The sequence below is a fragment of the Rodentibacter sp. JRC1 genome (assembly GCF_020521555.1).
Lineage (GTDB): Bacteria > Pseudomonadota > Gammaproteobacteria > Enterobacterales > Pasteurellaceae > Rodentibacter > Rodentibacter abscessus.
This window is the reverse complement of the sequence record NZ_BPWA01000001.1, coordinates 390,247-410,491: the sequence shown is the minus strand read 5'-3', so window position 1 is coordinate 410,491 and position 20,245 is coordinate 390,247. Positions and strand designations below refer to the sequence as shown.

Genomic DNA, 20,245 nt, shown 5'->3' with positions numbered 1-20,245 from the left:
GCGCAATGGAATTTATTCGGAAAATTAAACAAAACTTTGATAGTTGGACCAGAATCACGCCGCAGGGATTATTGTACGACCGCGCGTTGTTCTGGCTTTTCGTAATCTTATTGATGGTTGGCTTGATCGCTGTTACTTCAGCTTCAATTCCTTACAGCTCGCGATTATTTAATGATCCTTTTTATTTCGCAAAGCGTGATGCCGTTTATGTGTTTTTTTCACTGATAACCTGCTATTTCACCATGCAAATTCCCACCCAACAGTGGGAAAAGTGGCACGTTAAAATTTTCTTTTTAGCCATTGCTTTATTGTTTACCGTCTTAATTATCGGTTCTTCCGTGAACGGAGCAAAACGTTGGATTTCTCTCGGTGTGCTTAATTTTCAGCCGGCGGAATTTGCAAAATTGGCCCTTACCTGTTTTTTATCAAGCTATTTTACCCGCCGCTATGATGAAGTACGCTCAAATAAACTCAGTGCGTTTAAACCTTTCATTGTCATGGGGACGATGGGGATATTTTTGTTATATCAACCGGATCTCGGAAGTACGGTGGTATTATTTGTTATCACCTTCGGTATGCTTTTTATCGTAGGGGCGAATTTTTGGCAATTTATCGGTTTAATCGGTACCGGTGCGCTGCTATTTGTCTGGTTGGTGCTTTCGGCATCTTATCGTTTAAAACGTTTTACCGGTTTTTTAGAGCCTTTCAAAGATCCTTACGGCACAGGTTTCCAGTTGACTAACTCATTGATGGCATTCGGACGTGGCGAAATCACAGGTGAAGGATTAGGAAACTCTATTCAAAAGTTAGATTATTTACCGGAAGCGCATACTGACTTCATTATGGCAATCATTGGTGAAGAGTTCGGTTTTATCGGTATTTTTGTGGTTATCGTATTGCTCGGATTATTGATTTTCCGAGCCTTAAAAATCGGACGTGAATCTTTACTATTAGAACAACGTTTCCGTGGATTTTTTGCATTAGGCATTAGTTTTTGGATTTTTTTCCAAGGTTTTGTCAATTTAGGTATGGCGCTTGGAATGCTTCCGACAAAAGGACTGACTTTTCCTCTCGTCAGTTATGGTGGATCAAGTATCATTATTATGTCGGCTACCATCGGTATTTTATTACGCATTGACCATGAAAACCGTTTGCAACGTGGTGGGCAAGCGCGTTTGCGTGATGATTAGGAATAAAAATGAATAAACAGAAAAAATTATTAGTGATGGCAGGGGGAACCGGTGGACACGTTTTCCCTGCGATTGCCGTTGCCCAAACCTTACAGAAGCAAGGTTGGGAAATTTGTTGGCTTGGGACGAAAGATCGAATGGAAGCCCAACTTGTGCCTAAGCATGGTATTCCGATCCGCTTTATTCAAATTTCGGGTTTGCGCGGTAAAGGGATTAAAACCTTGTTAGCCGCGCCTTTTGCGATTTTGCGCGCCATATTTCAAGCAAAAAAAATTATCCAAGAAGAAAAGCCTAATGCGGTGCTTGGTATGGGAGGTTATGTTTCCGGTCCGGGCGGTGTCGCGGCAAAACTTTGCGGCATTCCGATTATTTTGCATGAACAAAATGCCATTGCCGGTTTAACCAATAAATGGTTGGCAAAGATCGCAACACGCGTGTTGCAAGCCTTTCCGAATGCCTTTGCCGATGCCGAAGTGGTGGGAAATCCCGTCCGTCAAGATTTGTTTCAAATACAGCCGCCTGAAACTCGGTTTGCAAATCGTGGCGAAAAATTACGTGTATTGGTTGTGGGCGGGAGCCAAGGTGCGAGAGTATTGAACCAAACCTTACCGAAGGTTGTCGCACAATTAACCGATAAGTTGGAAGTTCGCCACCAAGTAGGCAAAGGTTCGGTAGAAAATGTAACCGCACTTTATGCAGACAAGGCTTCACAGGTAAAAATTACGGAATTTATTGATGATATGGCGGAAGCCTATGCTTGGGCGGATATTGTGATTTGCCGTTCAGGGGCATTAACAGTATGTGAACTTGCAGCAGTGGGGACACCGGCAATTTTTGTACCCTTCCAACATAAAGATCGACAGCAGTATCTTAATGCAAAATATTTAGAGAGTGTCGGTGCGGCTAAAATTATTGAGCAAGCGGATTTAACACCGGAAATTTTAATTAATTATCTACGGAATTTTACACGTGACGATCTGTTGCAAATGGCAATAAAGGCTAAGGAAATGTCGATGCCGTTGGCGGCGCAACGTGTCGCTGACGTGATTATTGAAAATGCAAAATAAGATAAAACTCCTCATTATTATGTAGCAATTGCACAAACCATTGTAGGGTGTCGCTAGGCGAAGCCGTAACGCACCAATAGATGAAATGATGAGTTACGCAAAGCTCAATGCACCCTACTCAAATAAATATTGGATATAGAATCCTCTTATTGTGCGACTGATACATAATACCGAAATTCTTTGGATTTTTTGACCGCACTTTGAGCGGTAATGTCTTCCCAAAAGGAAAAGAAAATGAAACATTCTCACGAAGAAATTAGAAAAATTATCCCTGAAATGCGCCGCGTACAACAAATTCATTTTATCGGTATCGGTGGGGCCGGTATGAGCGGCATCGCAGAAATTCTTTTAAACGAAGGTTATAAAATTTCAGGTTCGGATATTGCCGATGGCGTGGTAACACAGCGTCTTGCGCAAGCCGGAGCGAAGATTTTTATCGGTCACACAGCGGAGAATATTGAAGGCGCTAGCGTGGTTGTAGTCTCCAGTGCGATTCATAAGGATAATCAAGAATTAATCGCAGCAAAACAAAAACGCATTCCGGTTATTCAACGTGCACAAATGCTGGCTGAAATTATGCGTTTTCGTCATGGCATCGCTGTGGCGGGAACTCATGGCAAAACGACTACAACGGCAATGATTTCTATGATCTATACCCAAGCGAAGTTAGATCCTACTTTTGTTAATGGCGGGTTGGTCAAATCAGCCGGTAAGAATGCGCATTTGGGGGCAAGTCGTTATCTTATTGCGGAAGCGGATGAAAGCGATGCGTCTTTCCTTCATTTACAACCGATGGTTTCTGTGGTAACCAATATGGAACCGGATCATATGGATACCTATGAAGGTGATTTTGAAAAAATGAAGGCGACTTATGTAAAGTTTTTGCATAATTTGCCGTTTTATGGACTGGCTGTAATGTGTGCAGATGATCCGGTATTGATGGAACTCATACCTCAAGTTGGACGTCAAGTTATTACTTACGGTTTCAGTGAAAATGCGGATTATCGTATTGAAGATTATGAACAAACCGGTTTTCAAGGTCATTACACGGTGATTTGCCCGAATGGTGAGCGAATCAATGTGTTGCTCAATGTGCCGGGTAGACATAATGCGCTTAACGCAACGGCAGCACTTGCGGTGGCAAAAGAAGAGGGCATCGCCAATGAGGCTATTCTAGAAGCCCTTGCGGATTTCCAAGGTGCCGGTCGCCGTTTTGATCAACTCGGGGAATTTATTCGTCCGAACGGAAAAGTGCGTTTAGTGGATGATTATGGTCATCATCCGACAGAAGTGGGTGTGACAATTAAAGCCGCACGTGAAGGCTGGAGGGATAAACGTATTGTGATGATTTTCCAACCCCATCGCTATTCACGTACAAGAGATTTATTTGATGATTTTGTTCAAGTGCTTTCTCAAGTGGATGCGCTTGTTATGCTGGATGTTTATGCCGCAGGTGAAATGCCAATAGTAGGGGCGGATAGTAAAGCCTTATGTCGTTCGATTCGTAATCTTGGTAAAGTTGATCCTATTTTAGTATCGGATACGGCACAATTAGGCGAAGTGCTTGACCAAATTGTCCAAGACGGCGATTTAATTCTTGCACAGGGTGCGGGTAGCGTAAGCAAAATTTCTCGCGGTTTAGCGGAATCTTGGAAAAATTAAATAGTAAAAAATCAGAGACAGAAATAAAAATGAATTTGAAACAAGAAAAAATTGCTGTGTTATTAGGCGGAACTTCGGCGGAACGTGAAGTTTCTTTAAATTCCGGTAAAGCCGTATTAGAAGCATTGGTCAATCAAGGATATAACGCTCACCCGATTGATCCGAAAGTATATGATGTGGCGAATTTGAAAAAAGACGGCTTTGATCGGGTATTCAATATCTTGCATGGGCGTGGTGGCGAAGACGGTACAATGCAAGGATTACTGGAACAAATCGGCTTACCTTATACCGGTTGCGGCGTAATGGCTTCAGCGTTAACTATGGATAAAATGCGAACTAAAATGCTATGGAAAGCTTTTGGCTTGCCTGTTGCAGAGATGGAAGTCGTTACGCGTGAAACATTTGCAGAGTTAGATCCACAAGCCGTGGTTGATAAATTAGGCTTACCATTAATGGTTAAACCCTCTTTGGAAGGTTCTAGCGTGGGATTAACGAAAGTGAAGACCGTGGAAGAGTTAAAAAGTGCGGTCGAATTTGCCCTTAAATTTGATCGTACGATTTTGATTGAAGAATGGCTTGCCGGCGATGAATTAACCGTACCTGTGTTGGATAATCAAGTGTTACCTGCAATCCGTATCGTACCGGAAGGCGAATTTTACGACTATGAGGCAAAATATATTTCTGATAATACGCAATATTTTTGCCCTGCCGGATTGACTTTGGAACGTGAGCAAGAATTAGCCTTATTGGTTAAACGAGCTTATGATGCGGTGGGGTGTCGTGGCTGGAGTCGTATTGATGTCATGTGTGATGCGAAAGGTGATTTCCGTTTAGTTGAAGTGAATACCAATCCGGGAATGACCGGTCACAGTTTATTTCCTAAATCAGCGGCAACAGTCGGCATTTCTTTTGAACAACTCGTGGTTAAAATTCTGGAGTTAAGTGCGTAATGAATGTGCTGAAACGCAAAGGTACGCAAAATCTTCGATATGGTGAATCAAAGTTTAAGTTCTTTCTTCGCTTATCGGTTGCGCTATTGTGCGTTGGATTAGGGTATTTTGTTTATTCAAATTGGCAAAATTGGTTAGAAAGTTTAGATACGAAGCCTATAAGTGCCTATGCCTTAGTCGGTAAAACAGAATTTACCGATTATACCGATGTACAAGATGTGCTGTTAAAAATGGGAACACTGAAAGGATTTTGGGGACAAGATGTCAAGGCGATTCAAGAACAGCTCGAAACCTTACCTTGGGTTAAAGGTGCAGTGGTTCGTAAGGTTTGGCCGAACCGTTTAAGTATTTGGTTGACAGAATATATGCCGGTGGCGATTTGGAATAAAACGGAATTTGTAACCAAAGACGGAACGGTTTTTCAATTACCGATGGAGCGTCTGAAAAATAAGGTATTACCTTATTTAGGTGGGCCGGATTATCAAAGCTTAAAAGTGCTTGAGGCTTGGAATCGAATTTATGCTGATTTTAAAGCGAAAAATTTAAGCGTAAAAGGCATTACAATTGATGAACGCGGTGCGTGGCAAGTTATACTTGATAATGATATAGTACTGAAACTGGGCCGTGGAGAATGGAAGTCTAAACTCGAACGTTTTGCAATAATCTATCCGCAAATTGAAGTGCCGGAAGGTAAACGAATTGATTATGTAGATTTACGATATGCGGCGGGTGCGGCAGTCGGAATGGCAGATAAATAAATTTGGGGCGTAATAAAGAAATGGCAAAATTGGTTGAAACAAAAGCAATTGTCGGGCTTGAAGTCGGAACATCAAAAGTTGTTGCCGTTGTTGGTGAGGTATTGCCTGACGGTGTGGTAAATGTGCTTGGAGTGGGGAGTTGCCCTTCAAAAGGTATTGATCGCGGAAGCATTACGGATTTGGATGCGGTTGTCAATTCGATTCAGCGAGCCATTGAATCAGCCGAGTCTATGGCGGATTGTCAAATTATGAGTGTTACTTTGGCGATTACCGGTGAACACATTCAAAGTTTAAATGAAAGCGGATTTGTACCCATTGGTGAGACGGAAGTGACACAAGACGAAATTGATTCTGCCTTACATAACGCAAGTACGATTAAATTACCGGAAGGCGTTTCTTTATTGCATGTGATACCGCAAGAATATGCCGTAGATCGCCAATTAAATATTAAAAATCCCCTCGGTTTACAGGGCGTACGTTTAAATGCACACGTGCATTTAATCGCTTGTCATCAAGATTGGCAAAATAACCTGAAAAAAGCAGTTGAGCGTTGTGGTTTACAGGTCGATAAAGTGGTGTTTTCCGGTTTTGCGGCAACGCATTCCGTATTAACCGAAGATGAAAAAGATCTTGGTGTATGCTTGATTGATTTTGGCGCAGGCACGATGAATGTGATGGTATTCACCAACGGTGCATTGCGTTTTAGTAAAGTTATTCCTTACGCCGGAAATATTGTGACTAACGATATCGCCCATGCTTGCACTATTTCCCGTGCAGAAGCCGAACGGGTTAAAGTGAATTATGCCAGTGCAGTCTATCCGGCTCGTTTACAAGGTGATAAAAAAATTGAAGTTGCCGGCATTGGCGGGCGAGCACCCCGTTCTTTGACAAAGAGTGATTTATCTTTAATCACTTCAGCCCGTTATACGGAACTTCTTGGCGTTGTAAAAGACGAATTAGATCAGTTAAAGGCAGATTTAGAAAGTAAGCATATTAAATTCGAATTAATTGCCGGTGTGGTGATTACCGGAGGTGGTGCGCAAATTGAAGATTTAAAAGAGTGCGCAATGGATGTATTCGGTTGCCAAGTGAGAGTAGGTAGCCCATTAAATATCACCGGTTTGACAGATTACGTGAATCGTCCGCAATATTCGACGGTGGTCGGGTTATTACAGTACAGCCATAGTAATAGTGATGATGAACTTATCGGCGGTGATAATTATTCTGATGGAAGTATTTTCGGCACAATTTGGTCGGGAATTAAAAAAATTGCGAATAAAGTGCGGTCGGAATTTTGATTATTTTGGATTTTCATCTACAATACGAGCAATTTATCTTTATTAACGTGCTAGCAGAGTATTAGCAGAACGGAGAACAGCAAATGTTATACCCAGATTACGGTGATTTTGAAGAGCAGTCAGGCGCGCTGATTAAGGTCGTCGGCGTTGGCGGTGGTGGCGGTAATGCCGTTAACCATATGGTTGCCAATATGATTAAGCAAGATCTTGGCGGTACTTTTCTAAGTGAGAATACGCTTAGCAGCGAGGAGCATGGAAAGATCATTTTCTATGCGGTGAACACGGATGCGCAAGCGTTACGTAAAAGCCAAGTTCAACAAACCGTGCAAATTGGTGGGGCAACAACAAAAGGTCTTGGGGCTGGCGCGAATCCTAACGTAGGTCGTAAAGCGGCTGAAGATGATCAAGAAGAAATCCGTAAAATGCTTGAAGGCGCAGATATGGTCTTTATTGCTGCCGGCATGGGTGGCGGTACGGGTACCGGCGCGGCTCCGGTTGTGGCTAAAGTCGCAAAAGAATTGGGTATTTTAACTGTTGCAGTTGTAACAAAACCGTTCGCTTTCGAAGGTAAAAAACGTATGCAGTTCGCTGAGTTAGGCATCAAGGATTTATCACAATATGTTGATTCGATGATCATTATTCCTAATCAGCAAATTCAAAAAGTTCTCCCTAAAAATGCAACATTAATTGATGCCTTTGCTGCTGCGAACGATGTGCTACGTAACTCCGTAATGGGGATTTCCGATATGATCACCTCTCCGGGAATGATTAATGTGGACTTTGCTGATGTAAGAACCGTAATGTCTGAGATGGGGCAAGCTATGATTGGTTTCGGTTCTGCGATTGGTGCAGCCGGTGAGGGTAGAGCGGAAGAGGCTGCCAGAATTGCGGTTCGTAATGATTTATTAGAAAAAGTTGATCTGAGTAATGCAAAAGGCATTTTGATTAATATTACCGGTGGTTTTGATATTGGGTTTGAGGAATTTAATGTTGTAGGTGAAACAATTCACAGTTTTGCTTCTGAGGACGCAACTATTGTTGTCGGTACGACATTGGTACCTGAAATGAGCGATGAAATCCGTGTAACAATTGTTGCAACAGGTTTAGGTGAGATAGCTGCAAATGAATCTATTCAAGTGCAAAAGAAGGTTGAAGAATTACATCCGACCCATTTACCAACGAATGAAAATGGACAGACGATTTCATTAAGAACGCAAGAATTTAAACGTGAGCCGATTCGTTCTTCGTATCCTCAAGAACAACAACCTAAAGAGGCTTATCGTAGCGAATTGGAAAAACCGATTACGGATCGCTTATCTTCTTTTCAAAGATTCGATCCAAACGCAATGAATAAAGACGATAAATAACAATTAATTTTGTTACTTTGTAATAAGGCAAAAATTATGATTAAACAAAGAACATTAAAACAAAGTATTAAAGTAACGGGTGTTGGTTTACATAGCGGTAAAAAAGTAACTTTAACATTACGCCCTGCTATGCCGAATACCGGTGTGATTTATTGTCGTACGGATTTGAATCCTCCGGTTACTTTCCCGGCTAATGCAGAATCTGTTCGTGATACGATGCTTTGTACCGCACTTGTTAATGAGCAAGGTGTGCGTGTTTCAACTGTTGAACACTTAAACGCCGCATTAGCAGGTCTTGGTATTGATAATATTATTGTTGAAGTTGATGCGCCTGAAATTCCGATTATGGACGGTAGTGCCAGCCCATTCATCTATTTATTGTTAGATGCCGGTATTGAGGAACAAAATGCAGCGAAGAAATTTATTCGTATTAAGCAAAATGTTCGTGTAGAAGATGGCGACAAATGGGCGGAATTCAAACCTTATAACGGCTTTCGTTTAGATTTCACAATTGACTTTGAACATCCCGCAATTGGAAAAAATGTGCGTAATTATGTGATGGATTTTTCTGCGCAAGCATTCGTTCATCAAATTAGTCGTGCCAGAACTTTTGGTTTTATGAAGGATATTGAATATCTTCAATCTCAAGGATTGGCGTTAGGTGGTAGCTTGGATAATGCTATCGTATTGGATGATTATCGTATTCTAAATGAAGAAGGGCTGCGTTTTAAAGATGAGTTGGTTCGCCATAAAATGTTGGATGCGATAGGTGATCTTTATATGGCGGGTTATAACATTATCGGTGATTTCAAAGCATATAAGTCAGGTCACGGCTTAAATAATAAATTACTTCGGGCGGTACTTGCAAATCAAAATGCTTGGGAATTTGTTACCTTTGAAGATAAGAAACAAGTACCTCAAGGGTATGTTTCACCTGTTCAGGTGCTGATTTAGTTGCTTTCAGTTAAAAAGCTATATTTCCAAAAGAAGTATAGCTTTTTTATTTTGTTAATAGCGCTTAAAAAGAGCGGTTTATTTGGAATGAGTTTTTTATGAAAAAATTATTTACTATTTTACCTTTAGTTCTTGCGACTTCTGTAGCAATGGCGTATGAGAAAGATAAAACCTATTATTTTACAGTTCTTCACACCAATGATACGCACGGACATTTTTGGCCGAATAATAAAGGTGAATATGGTTTCCCTGCACAAAAAACAATCATCAATAGAGTAAAAACGGAAGTTGAAAAAAATGGCGGAGCGGTACTTTTATTAAATGCAGGAGATTTTAATACCGGTGTACCTGAATCTGATATGCAAAATGCCGAACCGGACATTCAAGCAATGAATGCAATGGGTTATGAGGCAACAGTATTAGGGAATCACGAATTTGACAATCCTCTGCAAATGCTTGCGATGCAGGAATCTTGGGCGAAATTCCCATTTTTATCCGCTAATGTGATTAACAAGAAAACGAATCAACCGCTTGTTAAACCTTATACTATTTTTGATAAGCAAGGTTTGAAAATAGCGGTTGTAGGTTTAACTACCGAAGATACGGCAAAACTAGGTAATCCCGAATATACCAATAATGTCATCTTTAAAGATCCAACAGAATCGGCAAAAGAAACCCTAAAATTATTAAATGAAAACGAGAAACCTGATATAAAAATCGCTTTAACCCATATGGGCTATTATTATGATGCTCAACATGGTTCTAATGCACCGGGAGATGTTTCTCTTGCCCGTAATTTAGACAAAGGCGCATTTGATATGATCATTGGCGGTCATAGTCATGATGCGGTTTGTGTAGACGAAAAAGGCGTTTGGATAAAAGATTACAAACCTACTCAATCTTGTAAACCGGATTTTCAAAATGGCACTTGGATTATGCAAGCCTATGAATGGGGTAAATATATAGGGCGTGCAGATTTTGAATTTAAAAATAGTGAATTAACACTCGTTAAATATGAACTTATTCCGGTTAACTTAAAGAAAAAAGTCACTAAAGAAGATGGTAAAACGGAGTATGTGCTTTATGGTGAAGAGATTCCTCAAGATCCTGAAATTGAAAAACTCTTAAAAGTTTATCAAAATAAAGGGAATGAGCTACTCGGTCGTGAATTGGGTGAATTAAAAGGCAAACTTGAAGGAGATCGTACGGTTATTCGTTTTAAACAAACGAATCTTGGTCATTTGATTGCTGAAGCACAACGCGAGCGTGCAGGCGCTGATGTAGGAATTATGAATTCAGGCGGTATCCGTGATTCAATTCAGCCGGGGAAAGTTACTTACCGTGATATTTTAAAGGTTCATCCATTTGGTAATATTGTGAGTTATGTGGATTTGACCGGGAAAGAATTACTGGATTACTTAAATGTCGTGGCATTAAAGGAAGTAGATTCAGGTGCTTATGCCCAATATTCCGGTATCTCAATGGTTGTAAATCAACAAGCGAAGAAGATAGAAAATGTTAAGATTCAAGGCAAGCCATTGGATTTAAATAAAACTTATCGTATTTCTTTACCAAGCTATAATGCGGCGGGGGGAGACGGTTATCCTATGGTGACCAAAAATCCAACATTCTTAAATACCGGCTTTATTGATGCCGAAGTATTAGCAAAATACATTTGGAAAAATTCACAAAAAGCACCGCTTGATGCTTCTAAATATGATCCTAAAGATGCGGTAATCTTCAAATAAGGATAGGTATGGCTTTGGAACTATCAGAAATTCGCCGACAAATTACACAAATTGATCGTAGTTTATTGAAATTGCTTTCTGAGCGCCATCGTTTGGCTTTTGATGTTGTAAGGAGTAAAGAAGTCAGCCGGAAAGCCTTGCGTGATACTGTGCGTGAACAGCAACTTCTGCAAGAGTTAATACAATTTTCTGAAAATGAAAACTATCAGCTTGAACCGCAATATATTACGTCAATTTTCCAAAAGATTATTGAAGATTCCGTGCTGACTCAACAGGTATATTTACAAAATAAATTGAATGAAGCGCGCAGTCGTAATTTACATATCGCCTTTTTGGGTAAGCGTGGTTCCTACTCTAATTTGGCGGCTCGTAATTATGCGGCTCGTTATCAAAAACAATTTGTAGAACTGGGTTGTCAATCTTTTGAACAGGTCTTTGACAAAGTTCAGAACGGTGAAGCCGATTTTGGTGTTCTACCGCTGGAAAACACGACTTCAGGTGCAATTAATGAGGTTTATGATCTGCTACAGCACACTGAGCTATCACTGGTGGGGGAGCTAGCCTACCCGATTAAACATTGTGTATTAGTGAATGAACAAACGGATTTAAGCCAAATTGATACCCTATATAGTCATCCACAGGTAATTCAACAATGTAGTCGATTTATTCAAGGGTTAGAGCGAGTTCATATTGAATACTGTGAAAGTAGCTCCCATGCTATGCAACTGGTTTCAAGCTTGAATAAACCAAATATCGCAGCATTAGGCAATGAAGATGGCGGAAAGCTATATGGTTTAAGCGTATTGAAAACGGATATTGCTAATCAGGAAAATAATATCACCCGTTTTATCGTTATAGCAAAAGAGCCGAGAGAAGTTTCACCGCAAATTCATACGAAAACCCTCTTGTTGATGACAACATCACAACAAGTCGGTTCTTTGGTTGATGCATTACTCGTATTCAAAAAACACCAAATCAATATGACGAAACTTGAATCTCGCCCGATTTACGGAAAACCTTGGGAGGAAATGTTTTATCTTGAAATCGAGGCAAATATTCATCATCCGGATACGCAAGATGCCCTAAATGAACTCAAAAATTATAGTAACTATCTCAAAATTCTGGGTTGTTACCCAAGCGAGATAGTAAAACCGGTGAATGTTTAGTTAAAAAGAGCGGTCGATAAAAATAATGTTTTTTATTGACCGCTCTTTTTTCAATATCACATCTTATAATATCAGTCAAAATAACTGACGAAATTGAACTGATATGAAGTGAAATAGAAAAGCCCTGTCATCACAGGGCTTTTGGCTATTTTTGAAATGAATTGAACATCATTGAAAAGCGGGTTTTTTATTCCCACTCAATCGTTGCTGGCGGCTTACCTGAGACATCATATACCACACGAGAAATACCATTGATTTCATTGATGATACGGTTGGAGATCTTGCCGAGTAAATCATAAGGCAGGTGAGCCCAGTGAGCGGTCATAAAATCAATGGTTTCGACTGCACGAAGTGAGACTACCCAGTCATATTTACGACCATCTCCCATCACCCCTACGGATTTCACGGGTAGGAATACAGTGAAGGCTTGGCTGACTTTGTAATACCAATCGGCATTGTGAAGTTCTTCCATAAAAATCGCATCGGCACGGCGAAGTAAATCACAATATTCCTTTTTCACCTCACCTAAGACTCTCACGCCTAAGCCCGGACCGGGGAATGGGTGGCGATTGATCATTTCTGCTGGTAATCCTAGGGCTAAACCAATTTTACGCACCTCATCTTTGAATAATTCACGTAATGGCTCGACTAAACCGAGTTTCATATAATCAGGGAGACCGCCTACATTATGGTGTGATTTTATTACATGCGCTTTGCCGGTTTTGCTGGCGGCAGATTCAATCACATCAGGATAGATTGTACCCTGAGCCAACCATTTAACATTCGGATGTTTTTTCGATTCGTCATCGAATACATCGACAAATACTTTGCCGATAATTTTGCGTTTGGCTTCGGGTTCGTCCACGCCTGCTAATTCGGATAGGAAACGATCTTCCGCATTGACTCGAGTAATATTCAAGCCAAATTTATTGCCAAACATTTCCATTACCTGATCGCCTTCATTTAAGCGAAGTAAACCATTGTCAACAAAAACACAATGTAAATTTTTGCCAAGCGCTCGGTGTAATAAGAGGGCGACAACGGAGGAATCTACGCCGCCCGATAAGCCTAAAATCACTTCATCATCGCCTACCTGTGCTTTGATGCGAGCCACGGCATCTTCGATAATATTTTCTGCCGTCCATTTGGTTTCGCAGCCACAAATGCCGACCACGAAATTTCTCAGCAATTCTAGACCGCTCTTGGTGTGAGTAACTTCAGGGTGGAACTGTACGCCGTAAAAATGGCGACTTTCGTCCGACATTGCCGCAATCGGGCAAGTTGGCGTAACGCCTGTAATGGCAAAACCTTCTGGCAAACGGGTTACTTTATCGCCGTGGCTCATCCAAACGTCTAATTTAGGCTCACAAGCGGTCAAATTATCGTTAAGATTGGCAAAAAGTGCGGTCGAATTTTCTAAAGAAACGGAAGCGTAACCGAATTCTCGGTGATCCGAAGTTTCTGTTAAACCACCTAATTGCATTGCCATTGTTTGCATACCATAGCAGATACCCAGCACCGGCACGCCCGCATTAAAGACATATTCCGGCGCACGTGGGCTATTTTCTTCGGTGGTGCTTTCAGGTCCACCTGAAAGGATAATCCCTATTGGATTAAATTCACGGATTTGTTCTTCCGTAACGTCCCACGCCCAAAGTTCGCAATAGACCCCGATTTCACGCACTCGGCGTGCGATAAGTTGGGTATATTGGGAACCGAAGTCGAGGATAAGGATTTTGTGGTTATGGATATTGTTCATAAAATTCTCTATTAATTTAAACTATTTTTTTACTTCTTGGCAGGCTGATGTTTCAAGAACTTGTAATCCTTCTTTTTTTAAAATCACAAATGAACCCTGACGGCAGTTTGCTCCAAAAAGTTCTGCAAATTGTTCTGTTGGTTTACCCTGAGCAATTAAATATAGATCACCGTTTTCATCAGTATGCTGTTTTTTAATAATCCAGTTATTTTTTTGCAATACTTTTAGCACACTTTCTTGTGATTGACCTTCGTATATATCAGGTACACCACTTGAAGACCAGTCATTAGCACAAGCTGATAGGAAAAGGCAGACTATGAGGAATGCTAATTTTTTCATAGATTATTTATCCTGAATAAAGTAGTTGGGTTTCTTCAACAACATAGTAAAACTCAACCGCACTTTAAGAAACTGGAAAACTCCCACTGTTAACCCATTCTATAATTCGGGGCTTCTTTGGTGATGGTTACGTCGTGAACGTGGCTTTCTTTAATGCCTGCCCCCGAAATTCGCACAAATTCTGCTTTGGTGCGTAAATCTTCAATGGTTGGGCAGCCAGTTAAGCCCATACAAGAACGCAATCCGCCCATTTGTTGGTGAATGATCTCTTTAAGATAGCCTTTATATGGAATACGTCCTTCAATGCCTTCCGGTACGAGTTTATCGGCGGCGTTATCGGATTGGAAATAGCGATCTGATGAGCCTTTGGCCATCGCGCCAAGTGAACCCATTCCACGATAAGATTTGAATGCTCGCCCTTGATAGAGTTCGATTTCGCCCGGTGCTTCTTCTGTTCCAGCGAACATTGAACCTACCATCACACAGCTTGCGCCTGCGACAATGGCTTTGGCTATATCTCCGGAGAAACGGATTCCTCCATCAGCAATCACAGGAATACCACGATCTTTTAATGCTTCTGCGGCATCTGCAATAGCAGTGATTTGCGGTACACCCACACCGGTTACGATACGGGTTGTGCAAATTGAACCGGGACCGATACCGACTTTCACCGCACTTGCGCCTGCGTCAGCAAGGGCTATCGCGCCTTCAGCCGTTGCAACATTGCCGGCCACGATCGGTAAGTTAGGATATTTAGCACGGGTTTCACGCACGCGTTGTAACACCCCCTCGGAATGACCGTGAGAAGAGTCGATTAGAAGAACGTCCACACCAGCTTTAACCAGTGCATCGATACGCTCTTCGTTACCCGGGCCGGCTCCAACAGCCGCACCAACACGTAAACGACCGAATTCATCTTTACAAGCATTGGGTTTTTGTTCCGCTTTTTGGAAGTCTTTAACGGTGATCATTCCTTTTAACTTGAAGCTATCATCTACCATAAGGACTTTTTCTACACGGTGTTCATGCATTAGCCCTAAAATAGTTTCACGATTTGCGCTTTCTTTCACGGTAACTAAGCGATCTTTTTTCGTCATTACTTGAGAAACGGTTTTGTTTAAATCTCTTACGAAGCGGGTATCGCGACCGGTGATGATACCTATTAAGTTGTTTTCGGTATCGACAACAGGGTAGCCGGCAAAGCCGTTTTTCTTGACTAATTCAGCCAGTTCTGCAAGGGTTAAATCCGGTGAAACGGTAACCGGTTCAGAAACAATACCGCTTTCAAATTTTTTCACTTTTCGAACGCGATCCGCTTGGCGTTCAATGGTCATATTTTTGTGAATAAAACCGATTCCGCCTTCTTGCGCAAGAGAAATGGCTAACTTGGCTTCCGTTACGGTATCCATCGCAGCGGAAAGCATTGGAATATTTAAACGAATTTCTTTAGTAAGTTGAGTTGAAAGATCTGCTGTATTCGGAAGCACAGTAGAATGTGCAGGGACGAGCAATACGTCGTCAAAAGTAAGGGCTTCTTGTTTGATTCTAAGCATCGCAATATTCTCGCTGTTAAAGTTATGATAAAAAATATTGCGGCGGGATTATACAGATTTAACTTCGTTTTGAAAACGAAAATTTTCGATTTTATGCTATATTTGCAAACGTTTTCGTCAGGAGAAAAAGATGAATTTACCACTACTAAATTATTTGGCTGATTGTCAGCCGAAAGTGCGGTCGGAATTGGCAATATTTTCACAAAATATTGAAAATGACTTGGTACAATTTCGCGTTCAAGGAATACAAATAGAAGAATGTGCGGGGTGTTATCGTTTAGTGCCGCAATTAGCTTTATTGGATTCAATGCAAATTTCAACCGCACTTTTTCCGTATCAAGTGCATTATCAACCCATTATTTCTTCGACAAATGAATGGGTTTTGCAAAATATTCCTCGGTTAAAAAAAGGCGATCTTTGTCTTGCAGAATATCAAACATTGGGACGGGGACGGCGCGGACGTCAATGGCTTTCCCCCTTTGCCGGACAAATGATTTTTAGCTTTTATTGGGCTTTAGAATCTCAAAAATCCATTGAAGGGTTAAGCCTTGCTGTAGGATTGGCAATTGCTGAAACGCTTGGTGCGCAAGTAAAATGGCCGAATGATGTTTTGTTGGACGGAAAAAAGCTGAGTGGCATTTTGATCGAAATTTCTAATCATAAAAACGGATTGTTAAATTTGGTGGTTGGTGTAGGAATTAATGTGTCATTACCGGCGCAAACTGAAATTAACCAACCTTACGCGGAATTGTGCAAAGTTGATCCTAATGTTGATCGCCAAATCTTATTTCCAAAATTGATACGGCATCTTTATGCACGATTGGAACGTTTTGAGAAAGAGGGCATTGATGACAAATTTCAACAAGCGTGGCAGGCGCGTAATGCCTTCTTTAACAACGAGGTAAATGTTATTACGGAGCAAGGCGTGATTTCAGGGATTGAACAGGGTATTGATTCGAATGGTTATTTGCTACTCTTTTCTGAAAATGTATTGAAAACCTTCAATGGCGGAGAAGTTTCACTTCGGAAAAAATAGTGCGGTCAAAAAACATTGCATTTTTTGACCGCACTTGAATTAAATAACTTGTTGAATTAATGTTGAAATATCTTGCGGAAATCGCTCGGTACGTGCCATTTCTTCAATTTGTTTCGCTTGATATTTCGTGCCGTCATACACGACAACAATAGCGGTATCGCCCGGTTGTAAAAAGTGTGTTTCACCGAATGGCGTGTAGCGTGTTGCACCAATGCTGATGATTGCTTGGGTTGGATAATTTGCTGTTTCAAGTAATGATGCAATATGATTCATCGGGCCTTCATCCGGTTGATTATTCATACGATCTATAATCCAATCCAGTAATTCCTGATGAAAATAACTGTACTCTGCAGCAGGGCTATCTACACCGTAAGTGTTCATTTTTCCATCACGCTTGTGAAAACTTGCAATGTGGTAACGATCTATATCACTCCCTTTACTAAAGGAGGTTATTGGCAAGAAATTGGTTGAAATACCTTTAGATTCTCTCCCCCAGTTTTTCTTTTCACAAATCTTTTTAGCATTAGGACGGCGAATGGAGCAATCATTATAAGCAGAGAAGTAACGAGGAATGAGGGTTGAAACTTTTCCTTCCTTATACTGTAGATCACAAACAAGCGCAATTTCCGGTTCAATCTGCAAGTTATCAGCCCCTTCAGGAAAACGGATATATTGATGGCTAAGTGGATAAACAGAAAGAAAGCCGGCGTTTTCGCTAGGAACATAGAATGGAAAAATCGCTTTAGGCTGAATGGTATTTACTGTTTTTATAGCGATAAAATCGCTCGCTTCGCCCGCTTGTTCTAAATGTCCGGCAAAATTTCCTGCGACACCGAAACCAATCATTTTTTTAAAATTCATATCATTTCCTTAATTTTTGATAGCCTGACAACTTAAATTTATCCTGATTTTTGTCTAAAAACAAATCGACCTGCCTAATATTTAAACAAATAACAAAAAAATTAAATTTTTTTACAAAAAAGAGTTGCAAAGGATTGTAAAATCCCTATAATGCGCACCACACAACGACGCACTGTTGTGAAATGTTTAAAATTGCAGTGCGTCGTTTTATTTTCGCCTTATTTTGAGTTGAGTGTTCGGCTTAAGGTTGGCGGATTGCTCTTTAACAATGTATCAGACAATCTGTGTGGGCACTTGTTGATTGACTTGTTTAAAATAAATTTTAATTTTGAAGTCTTAATAAGTGCTTAACTTGAGATTCATTTTTACTTTACTTTTAAAGGTAAATAATTTTTAGTCAGTATTTATTGAGCGATTGAACTTTTGAATTGAAGAGTTTGATCATGGCTCAGATTGAACGCTGGCGGCAGGCTTAACACATGCAAGTCGAACGGTATCGGAAGAGAGCTTGCTTTTTTTCGAGAGAGTGGCGGACGGGTGAGTAATGCTTGGGAATCTGGCCTATGGAGGGGGATAACTACTGGAAACGGTAGCTAATACCGCATAATATCGGGAGATAAAAGGGGGCGTAAAGCTCTTGCCATGGGATGAGCCCAAGTGGGATTAGGTAGTTGGTGGGGTAAAGGCCTACCAAGCCGTCGATCTCTAGCTGGTCTGAGAGGATGGCCAGCCACACCGGGACTGAGACACGGCCCGGACTCCTACGGGAGGCAGCAGTGGGGAATATTGCGCAATGGGGGGAACCCTGACGCAGCCATGCCGCGTGAATGAAGAAGGCCTTCGGGTTGTAAAGTTCTTTCGGTGATGAGGAAGGTAATGAGGTTAATACCCTTATTAATTGACGTTATTCACAGAAGAAGCACCGGCTAACTCCGTGCCAGCAGCCGCGGTAATACGGGGGGTGCGAGCGTTAATCGGAATAACTGGGCGTAAAGGGCACGCAGGCGGCTATTTAAGTGAGGTGTGAAATCCCCGGGCTTAACCTGGGAATTGCATTTCATACTGGGTAGCTAGAGTACTTTAGGGAGGGGTAGAATTCCACGTGTAGCGGTGAAATGCGTAGAGATGTGGAGGAATACCGAAGGCGAAGGCAGCCCCTTGGGGATGTACTGACGCTCATGTGCGAAAGCGTGGGGAGCAAACAGGATTAGATACCCTGGTAGTCCACGCTGTAAACGCTGTCGATTTGGGGGTTGGGGTTTAACTCTGGCGCCCGTAGCTAACGTGATAAATCGACCGCCTGGGGAGTACGGCCGCAAGGTTAAAACTCAAATGAATTGACGGGGGCCCGCACAAGCGGTGGAGCATGTGGTTTAATTCGATGCAACGCGAAGAACCTTACCTACTCTTGACATCCTCAGAATCCGATAGAGATATTGGAGTGCCTTAGGGAACTGAGAGACAGGTGCTGCATGGCTGTCGTCAGCTCGTGTTGTGAAATGTTGGGTTAAGTCCCGCAACGAGCGCAACCCTTATCCTTTGTTGCCAGCGTTTTGGACGGGAACTCAAAGGAGACTGCCGGTGATAAACCGGAGGAAGGTGGGGATGACGTCAAGTCATCATGGCCCTTACGAGTAGGGCTACACACGTGCTACAATGGCGTATACAGAGGGAAGCGAAGCAGCGATGCGGAGCGAATCTCAGAAAGTACGTCTAAGTCCGGATTGGAGTCTGCAACTCGACTCCATGAAGTCGGAATCGCTAGTAATCGCAAATCAGAATGTTGCGGTGAATACGTTCCCGGGCCTTGTACACACCGCCCGTCACACCATGGGAGTGGGTTGTACCAGAAGTAGATAGCTTAACCGCGAGGGGGGCGTTTACCACGGTATGATTCATGACTGGGGTGAAGTCGTAACAAGGTAACCGTAGGGGAACCTGCGGTTGGATCACCTCCTTAGTTAGAGACGAGCGATAACAAGTGTTCACACAGATTGGCTGATAGATTGTAGACAAGAGAGCACAGAAAATCGCATTACCCTTGGGTCTGTAGCTCAGGTGGTTAGAGCGCACCCCTGATAAGGGTGAGGTCGGTGGTTCAAGTCCACTCAGACCCACCACTCTGAGAGTGAGTGAAAAGGTGTAATGGAAAAGGTTCATAAGCGGGTGTGGTATCTCTACACCGTTATGAGCAAATGATGAAAGGGGATATAGCTCAGCTGGGAGAGCGCCTGCCTTGCACGCAGGAGGTCAGCGGTTCGATCCCGCTTATCTCCACCACTTATCATCGTTAAGTAAATTGTTTTGCTGGAAATCCGAAAGAAAAGAGAGCAAGGATAATAAGGATAAAGAGAAAAATAAGTAGGCGATACAGGTTTTTACCTAAGTTTATCTTATCCTGTCTTATATTTATTATCTTTCCTTTAAGTTTATTTAACGATGATAACTGAAAAAGATTATCTGACTGTTCTTTAACAAATTGGAAACAAGCTGAAAACTGAGAGATTTTTTTAAGTCTGCGAAAGCGGATAGAAGAA

At 41.7% G+C, this 20,245-nt stretch carries 15 protein-coding genes, 2 tRNA genes and 1 rRNA gene; 14 read left to right on the top strand and 4 right to left on the bottom strand.

Translation table 11 applies throughout. The features are described 5' to 3' along the window. Positions 1-5 precede the first annotated feature (5 nt). The 10 genes from ftsW (at position 6) to HEMROJRC1_RS01750 (ending at position 12,160) form a co-directional block, all read left to right on the top strand. The gene (ftsW, locus tag HEMROJRC1_RS01795) at positions 6-1,190 is read left to right on the top strand and encodes a putative lipid II flippase FtsW (RefSeq protein WP_226691357.1); all 1,185 of its coding nucleotides are present in this window, start codon (positions 6-8) and stop codon (positions 1,188-1,190) included. A gap of 8 nt (positions 1,191-1,198) precedes the next feature. Further along, the gene (gene murG, locus HEMROJRC1_RS01790; RefSeq protein ID WP_226691356.1) at positions 1,199-2,257 is read left to right on the top strand and encodes an undecaprenyldiphospho-muramoylpentapeptide beta-N-acetylglucosaminyltransferase; all 1,059 of its coding nucleotides are present in this window, start codon (positions 1,199-1,201) and stop codon (positions 2,255-2,257) included. A 234-nt stretch (positions 2,258-2,491) separates the two neighbouring features. Continuing rightward, positions 2,492-3,919 (top strand): UDP-N-acetylmuramate--L-alanine ligase, encoded by a 1,428-nt coding sequence (gene murC / locus HEMROJRC1_RS01785; RefSeq protein ID WP_226691355.1) that lies wholly within the window; start codon positions 2,492-2,494, stop codon positions 3,917-3,919. 29 nt (positions 3,920-3,948) lie between these two features. Beyond that, positions 3,949-4,869, top strand: coding sequence for a D-alanine--D-alanine ligase (locus tag HEMROJRC1_RS01780; RefSeq protein WP_226691354.1), 921 nt, complete (start codon positions 3,949-3,951; stop codon positions 4,867-4,869). Continuing rightward, positions 4,869-5,627 carry a cell division protein FtsQ/DivIB gene (locus HEMROJRC1_RS01775; protein ID WP_226691353.1) on the top strand — a complete coding sequence of 253 codons (759 nt, stop codon included), beginning with the start codon at positions 4,869-4,871 and terminating at the stop codon, positions 5,625-5,627. The genes HEMROJRC1_RS01780 and HEMROJRC1_RS01775 overlap by 1 nt, the downstream gene beginning before the upstream one ends. Before the next feature lie 20 nt (positions 5,628-5,647). Continuing rightward, positions 5,648-6,925, top strand: a complete 1,278-nt coding sequence (ftsA, locus tag HEMROJRC1_RS01770; RefSeq protein WP_226691352.1) for a cell division protein FtsA — start codon at positions 5,648-5,650, stop codon at positions 6,923-6,925. Positions 6,926-7,008: 83 nt separating this feature from the next. After that, complete coding sequence (gene ftsZ / locus HEMROJRC1_RS01765) at positions 7,009-8,292, top strand: cell division protein FtsZ (protein ID WP_226691351.1); 1,284 nt, start codon at positions 7,009-7,011, stop codon at positions 8,290-8,292. A gap of 36 nt (positions 8,293-8,328) precedes the next feature. After that, positions 8,329-9,246: a UDP-3-O-acyl-N-acetylglucosamine deacetylase gene (gene lpxC, locus HEMROJRC1_RS01760; protein WP_194811750.1), complete on the top strand. Its 918-nt coding sequence runs from the start codon at positions 8,329-8,331 to the stop codon at positions 9,244-9,246. 98 nt (positions 9,247-9,344) lie between these two features. Next, a complete protein-coding gene (gene ushA / locus HEMROJRC1_RS01755; protein WP_226691350.1) occupies positions 9,345-10,994 on the top strand; it encodes a bifunctional UDP-sugar hydrolase/5'-nucleotidase UshA in 1,650 nt (549 codons plus the stop codon). Positions 10,995-11,002: 8 nt separating this feature from the next. Further along, complete coding sequence (locus tag HEMROJRC1_RS01750) at positions 11,003-12,160, top strand: chorismate mutase (protein WP_226691349.1); 1,158 nt, start codon at positions 11,003-11,005, stop codon at positions 12,158-12,160. 187 nt (positions 12,161-12,347) lie between these two features. Here the strand turns inward: HEMROJRC1_RS01750 and guaA are convergent, their stop codons facing one another. From guaA to guaB, 3 genes are all read right to left on the bottom strand, one after another. Next, complete coding sequence (guaA, locus tag HEMROJRC1_RS01745) at positions 12,348-13,919, bottom strand: glutamine-hydrolyzing GMP synthase (protein WP_226691348.1); 1,572 nt, start codon at positions 13,917-13,919, stop codon at positions 12,348-12,350. A gap of 21 nt (positions 13,920-13,940) precedes the next feature. Next, entirely contained in the window at positions 13,941-14,258 is a 318-nt protein-coding gene (locus tag HEMROJRC1_RS01740) for a hypothetical protein (RefSeq protein WP_226691347.1), read from the bottom strand. Between the two features lie 89 nt (positions 14,259-14,347). Continuing rightward, positions 14,348-15,811 carry an IMP dehydrogenase gene (gene guaB, locus HEMROJRC1_RS01735; protein ID WP_226691346.1) on the bottom strand — a complete coding sequence of 488 codons (1,464 nt, stop codon included), beginning with the start codon at positions 15,809-15,811 and terminating at the stop codon, positions 14,348-14,350. A gap of 130 nt (positions 15,812-15,941) precedes the next feature. Between guaB and birA the strand changes: the two genes are divergently transcribed. Next, entirely contained in the window at positions 15,942-16,847 is a 906-nt protein-coding gene (gene birA / locus HEMROJRC1_RS01730) for a bifunctional biotin--[acetyl-CoA-carboxylase] ligase/biotin operon repressor BirA (RefSeq protein ID WP_226691345.1), read from the top strand. A gap of 39 nt (positions 16,848-16,886) precedes the next feature. Here the strand turns inward: birA and HEMROJRC1_RS01725 are convergent, their stop codons facing one another. Beyond that, entirely contained in the window at positions 16,887-17,708 is an 822-nt protein-coding gene (locus tag HEMROJRC1_RS01725) for a DUF5718 family protein (protein WP_226691344.1), read from the bottom strand. A 425-nt stretch (positions 17,709-18,133) separates the two neighbouring features. Here HEMROJRC1_RS01725 and HEMROJRC1_RS01720 point away from each other — a divergent pair. The 3 genes from HEMROJRC1_RS01720 (at position 18,134) to HEMROJRC1_RS01710 (ending at position 19,988) form a co-directional block, all read left to right on the top strand. Then, positions 18,134-19,668, top strand: a 16S ribosomal RNA gene (locus tag HEMROJRC1_RS01720). An 83-nt stretch (positions 19,669-19,751) separates the two neighbouring features. Continuing rightward, a tRNA-Ile gene (locus tag HEMROJRC1_RS01715) sits at positions 19,752-19,828 on the top strand. An 84-nt stretch (positions 19,829-19,912) separates the two neighbouring features. After that, positions 19,913-19,988, top strand: a tRNA-Ala gene (locus tag HEMROJRC1_RS01710). The last annotated feature ends 257 nt before the right edge of the window (positions 19,989-20,245 follow it).

Coding starts and splice junctions, on each gene's coding strand:
- ftsW (WP_226691357.1), top strand. CDS start 6: ATGGAATTTATTCGGAAAATTAAACAAAACTTTGATAGTTGGACCAGA.
- murG (WP_226691356.1), top strand. CDS start 1,199: ATGAATAAACAGAAAAAATTATTAGTGATGGCAGGGGGAACCGGTGGA.
- murC (WP_226691355.1), top strand. CDS start 2,492: ATGAAACATTCTCACGAAGAAATTAGAAAAATTATCCCTGAAATGCGC.
- HEMROJRC1_RS01780 (WP_226691354.1), top strand. CDS start 3,949: ATGAATTTGAAACAAGAAAAAATTGCTGTGTTATTAGGCGGAACTTCG.
- HEMROJRC1_RS01775 (WP_226691353.1), top strand. CDS start 4,869: ATGAATGTGCTGAAACGCAAAGGTACGCAAAATCTTCGATATGGTGAA.
- ftsA (WP_226691352.1), top strand. CDS start 5,648: ATGGCAAAATTGGTTGAAACAAAAGCAATTGTCGGGCTTGAAGTCGGA.
- ftsZ (WP_226691351.1), top strand. CDS start 7,009: ATGTTATACCCAGATTACGGTGATTTTGAAGAGCAGTCAGGCGCGCTG.
- lpxC (WP_194811750.1), top strand. CDS start 8,329: ATGATTAAACAAAGAACATTAAAACAAAGTATTAAAGTAACGGGTGTT.
- ushA (WP_226691350.1), top strand. CDS start 9,345: ATGAAAAAATTATTTACTATTTTACCTTTAGTTCTTGCGACTTCTGTA.
- HEMROJRC1_RS01750 (WP_226691349.1), top strand. CDS start 11,003: ATGGCTTTGGAACTATCAGAAATTCGCCGACAAATTACACAAATTGAT.
- guaA (WP_226691348.1), bottom strand. CDS start 13,919: ATGAACAATATCCATAACCACAAAATCCTTATCCTCGACTTCGGTTCC.
- HEMROJRC1_RS01740 (WP_226691347.1), bottom strand. CDS start 14,258: ATGAAAAAATTAGCATTCCTCATAGTCTGCCTTTTCCTATCAGCTTGT.
- guaB (WP_226691346.1), bottom strand. CDS start 15,811: ATGCTTAGAATCAAACAAGAAGCCCTTACTTTTGACGACGTATTGCTC.
- birA (WP_226691345.1), top strand. CDS start 15,942: ATGAATTTACCACTACTAAATTATTTGGCTGATTGTCAGCCGAAAGTG.
- HEMROJRC1_RS01725 (WP_226691344.1), bottom strand. CDS start 17,708: ATGAATTTTAAAAAAATGATTGGTTTCGGTGTCGCAGGAAATTTTGCC.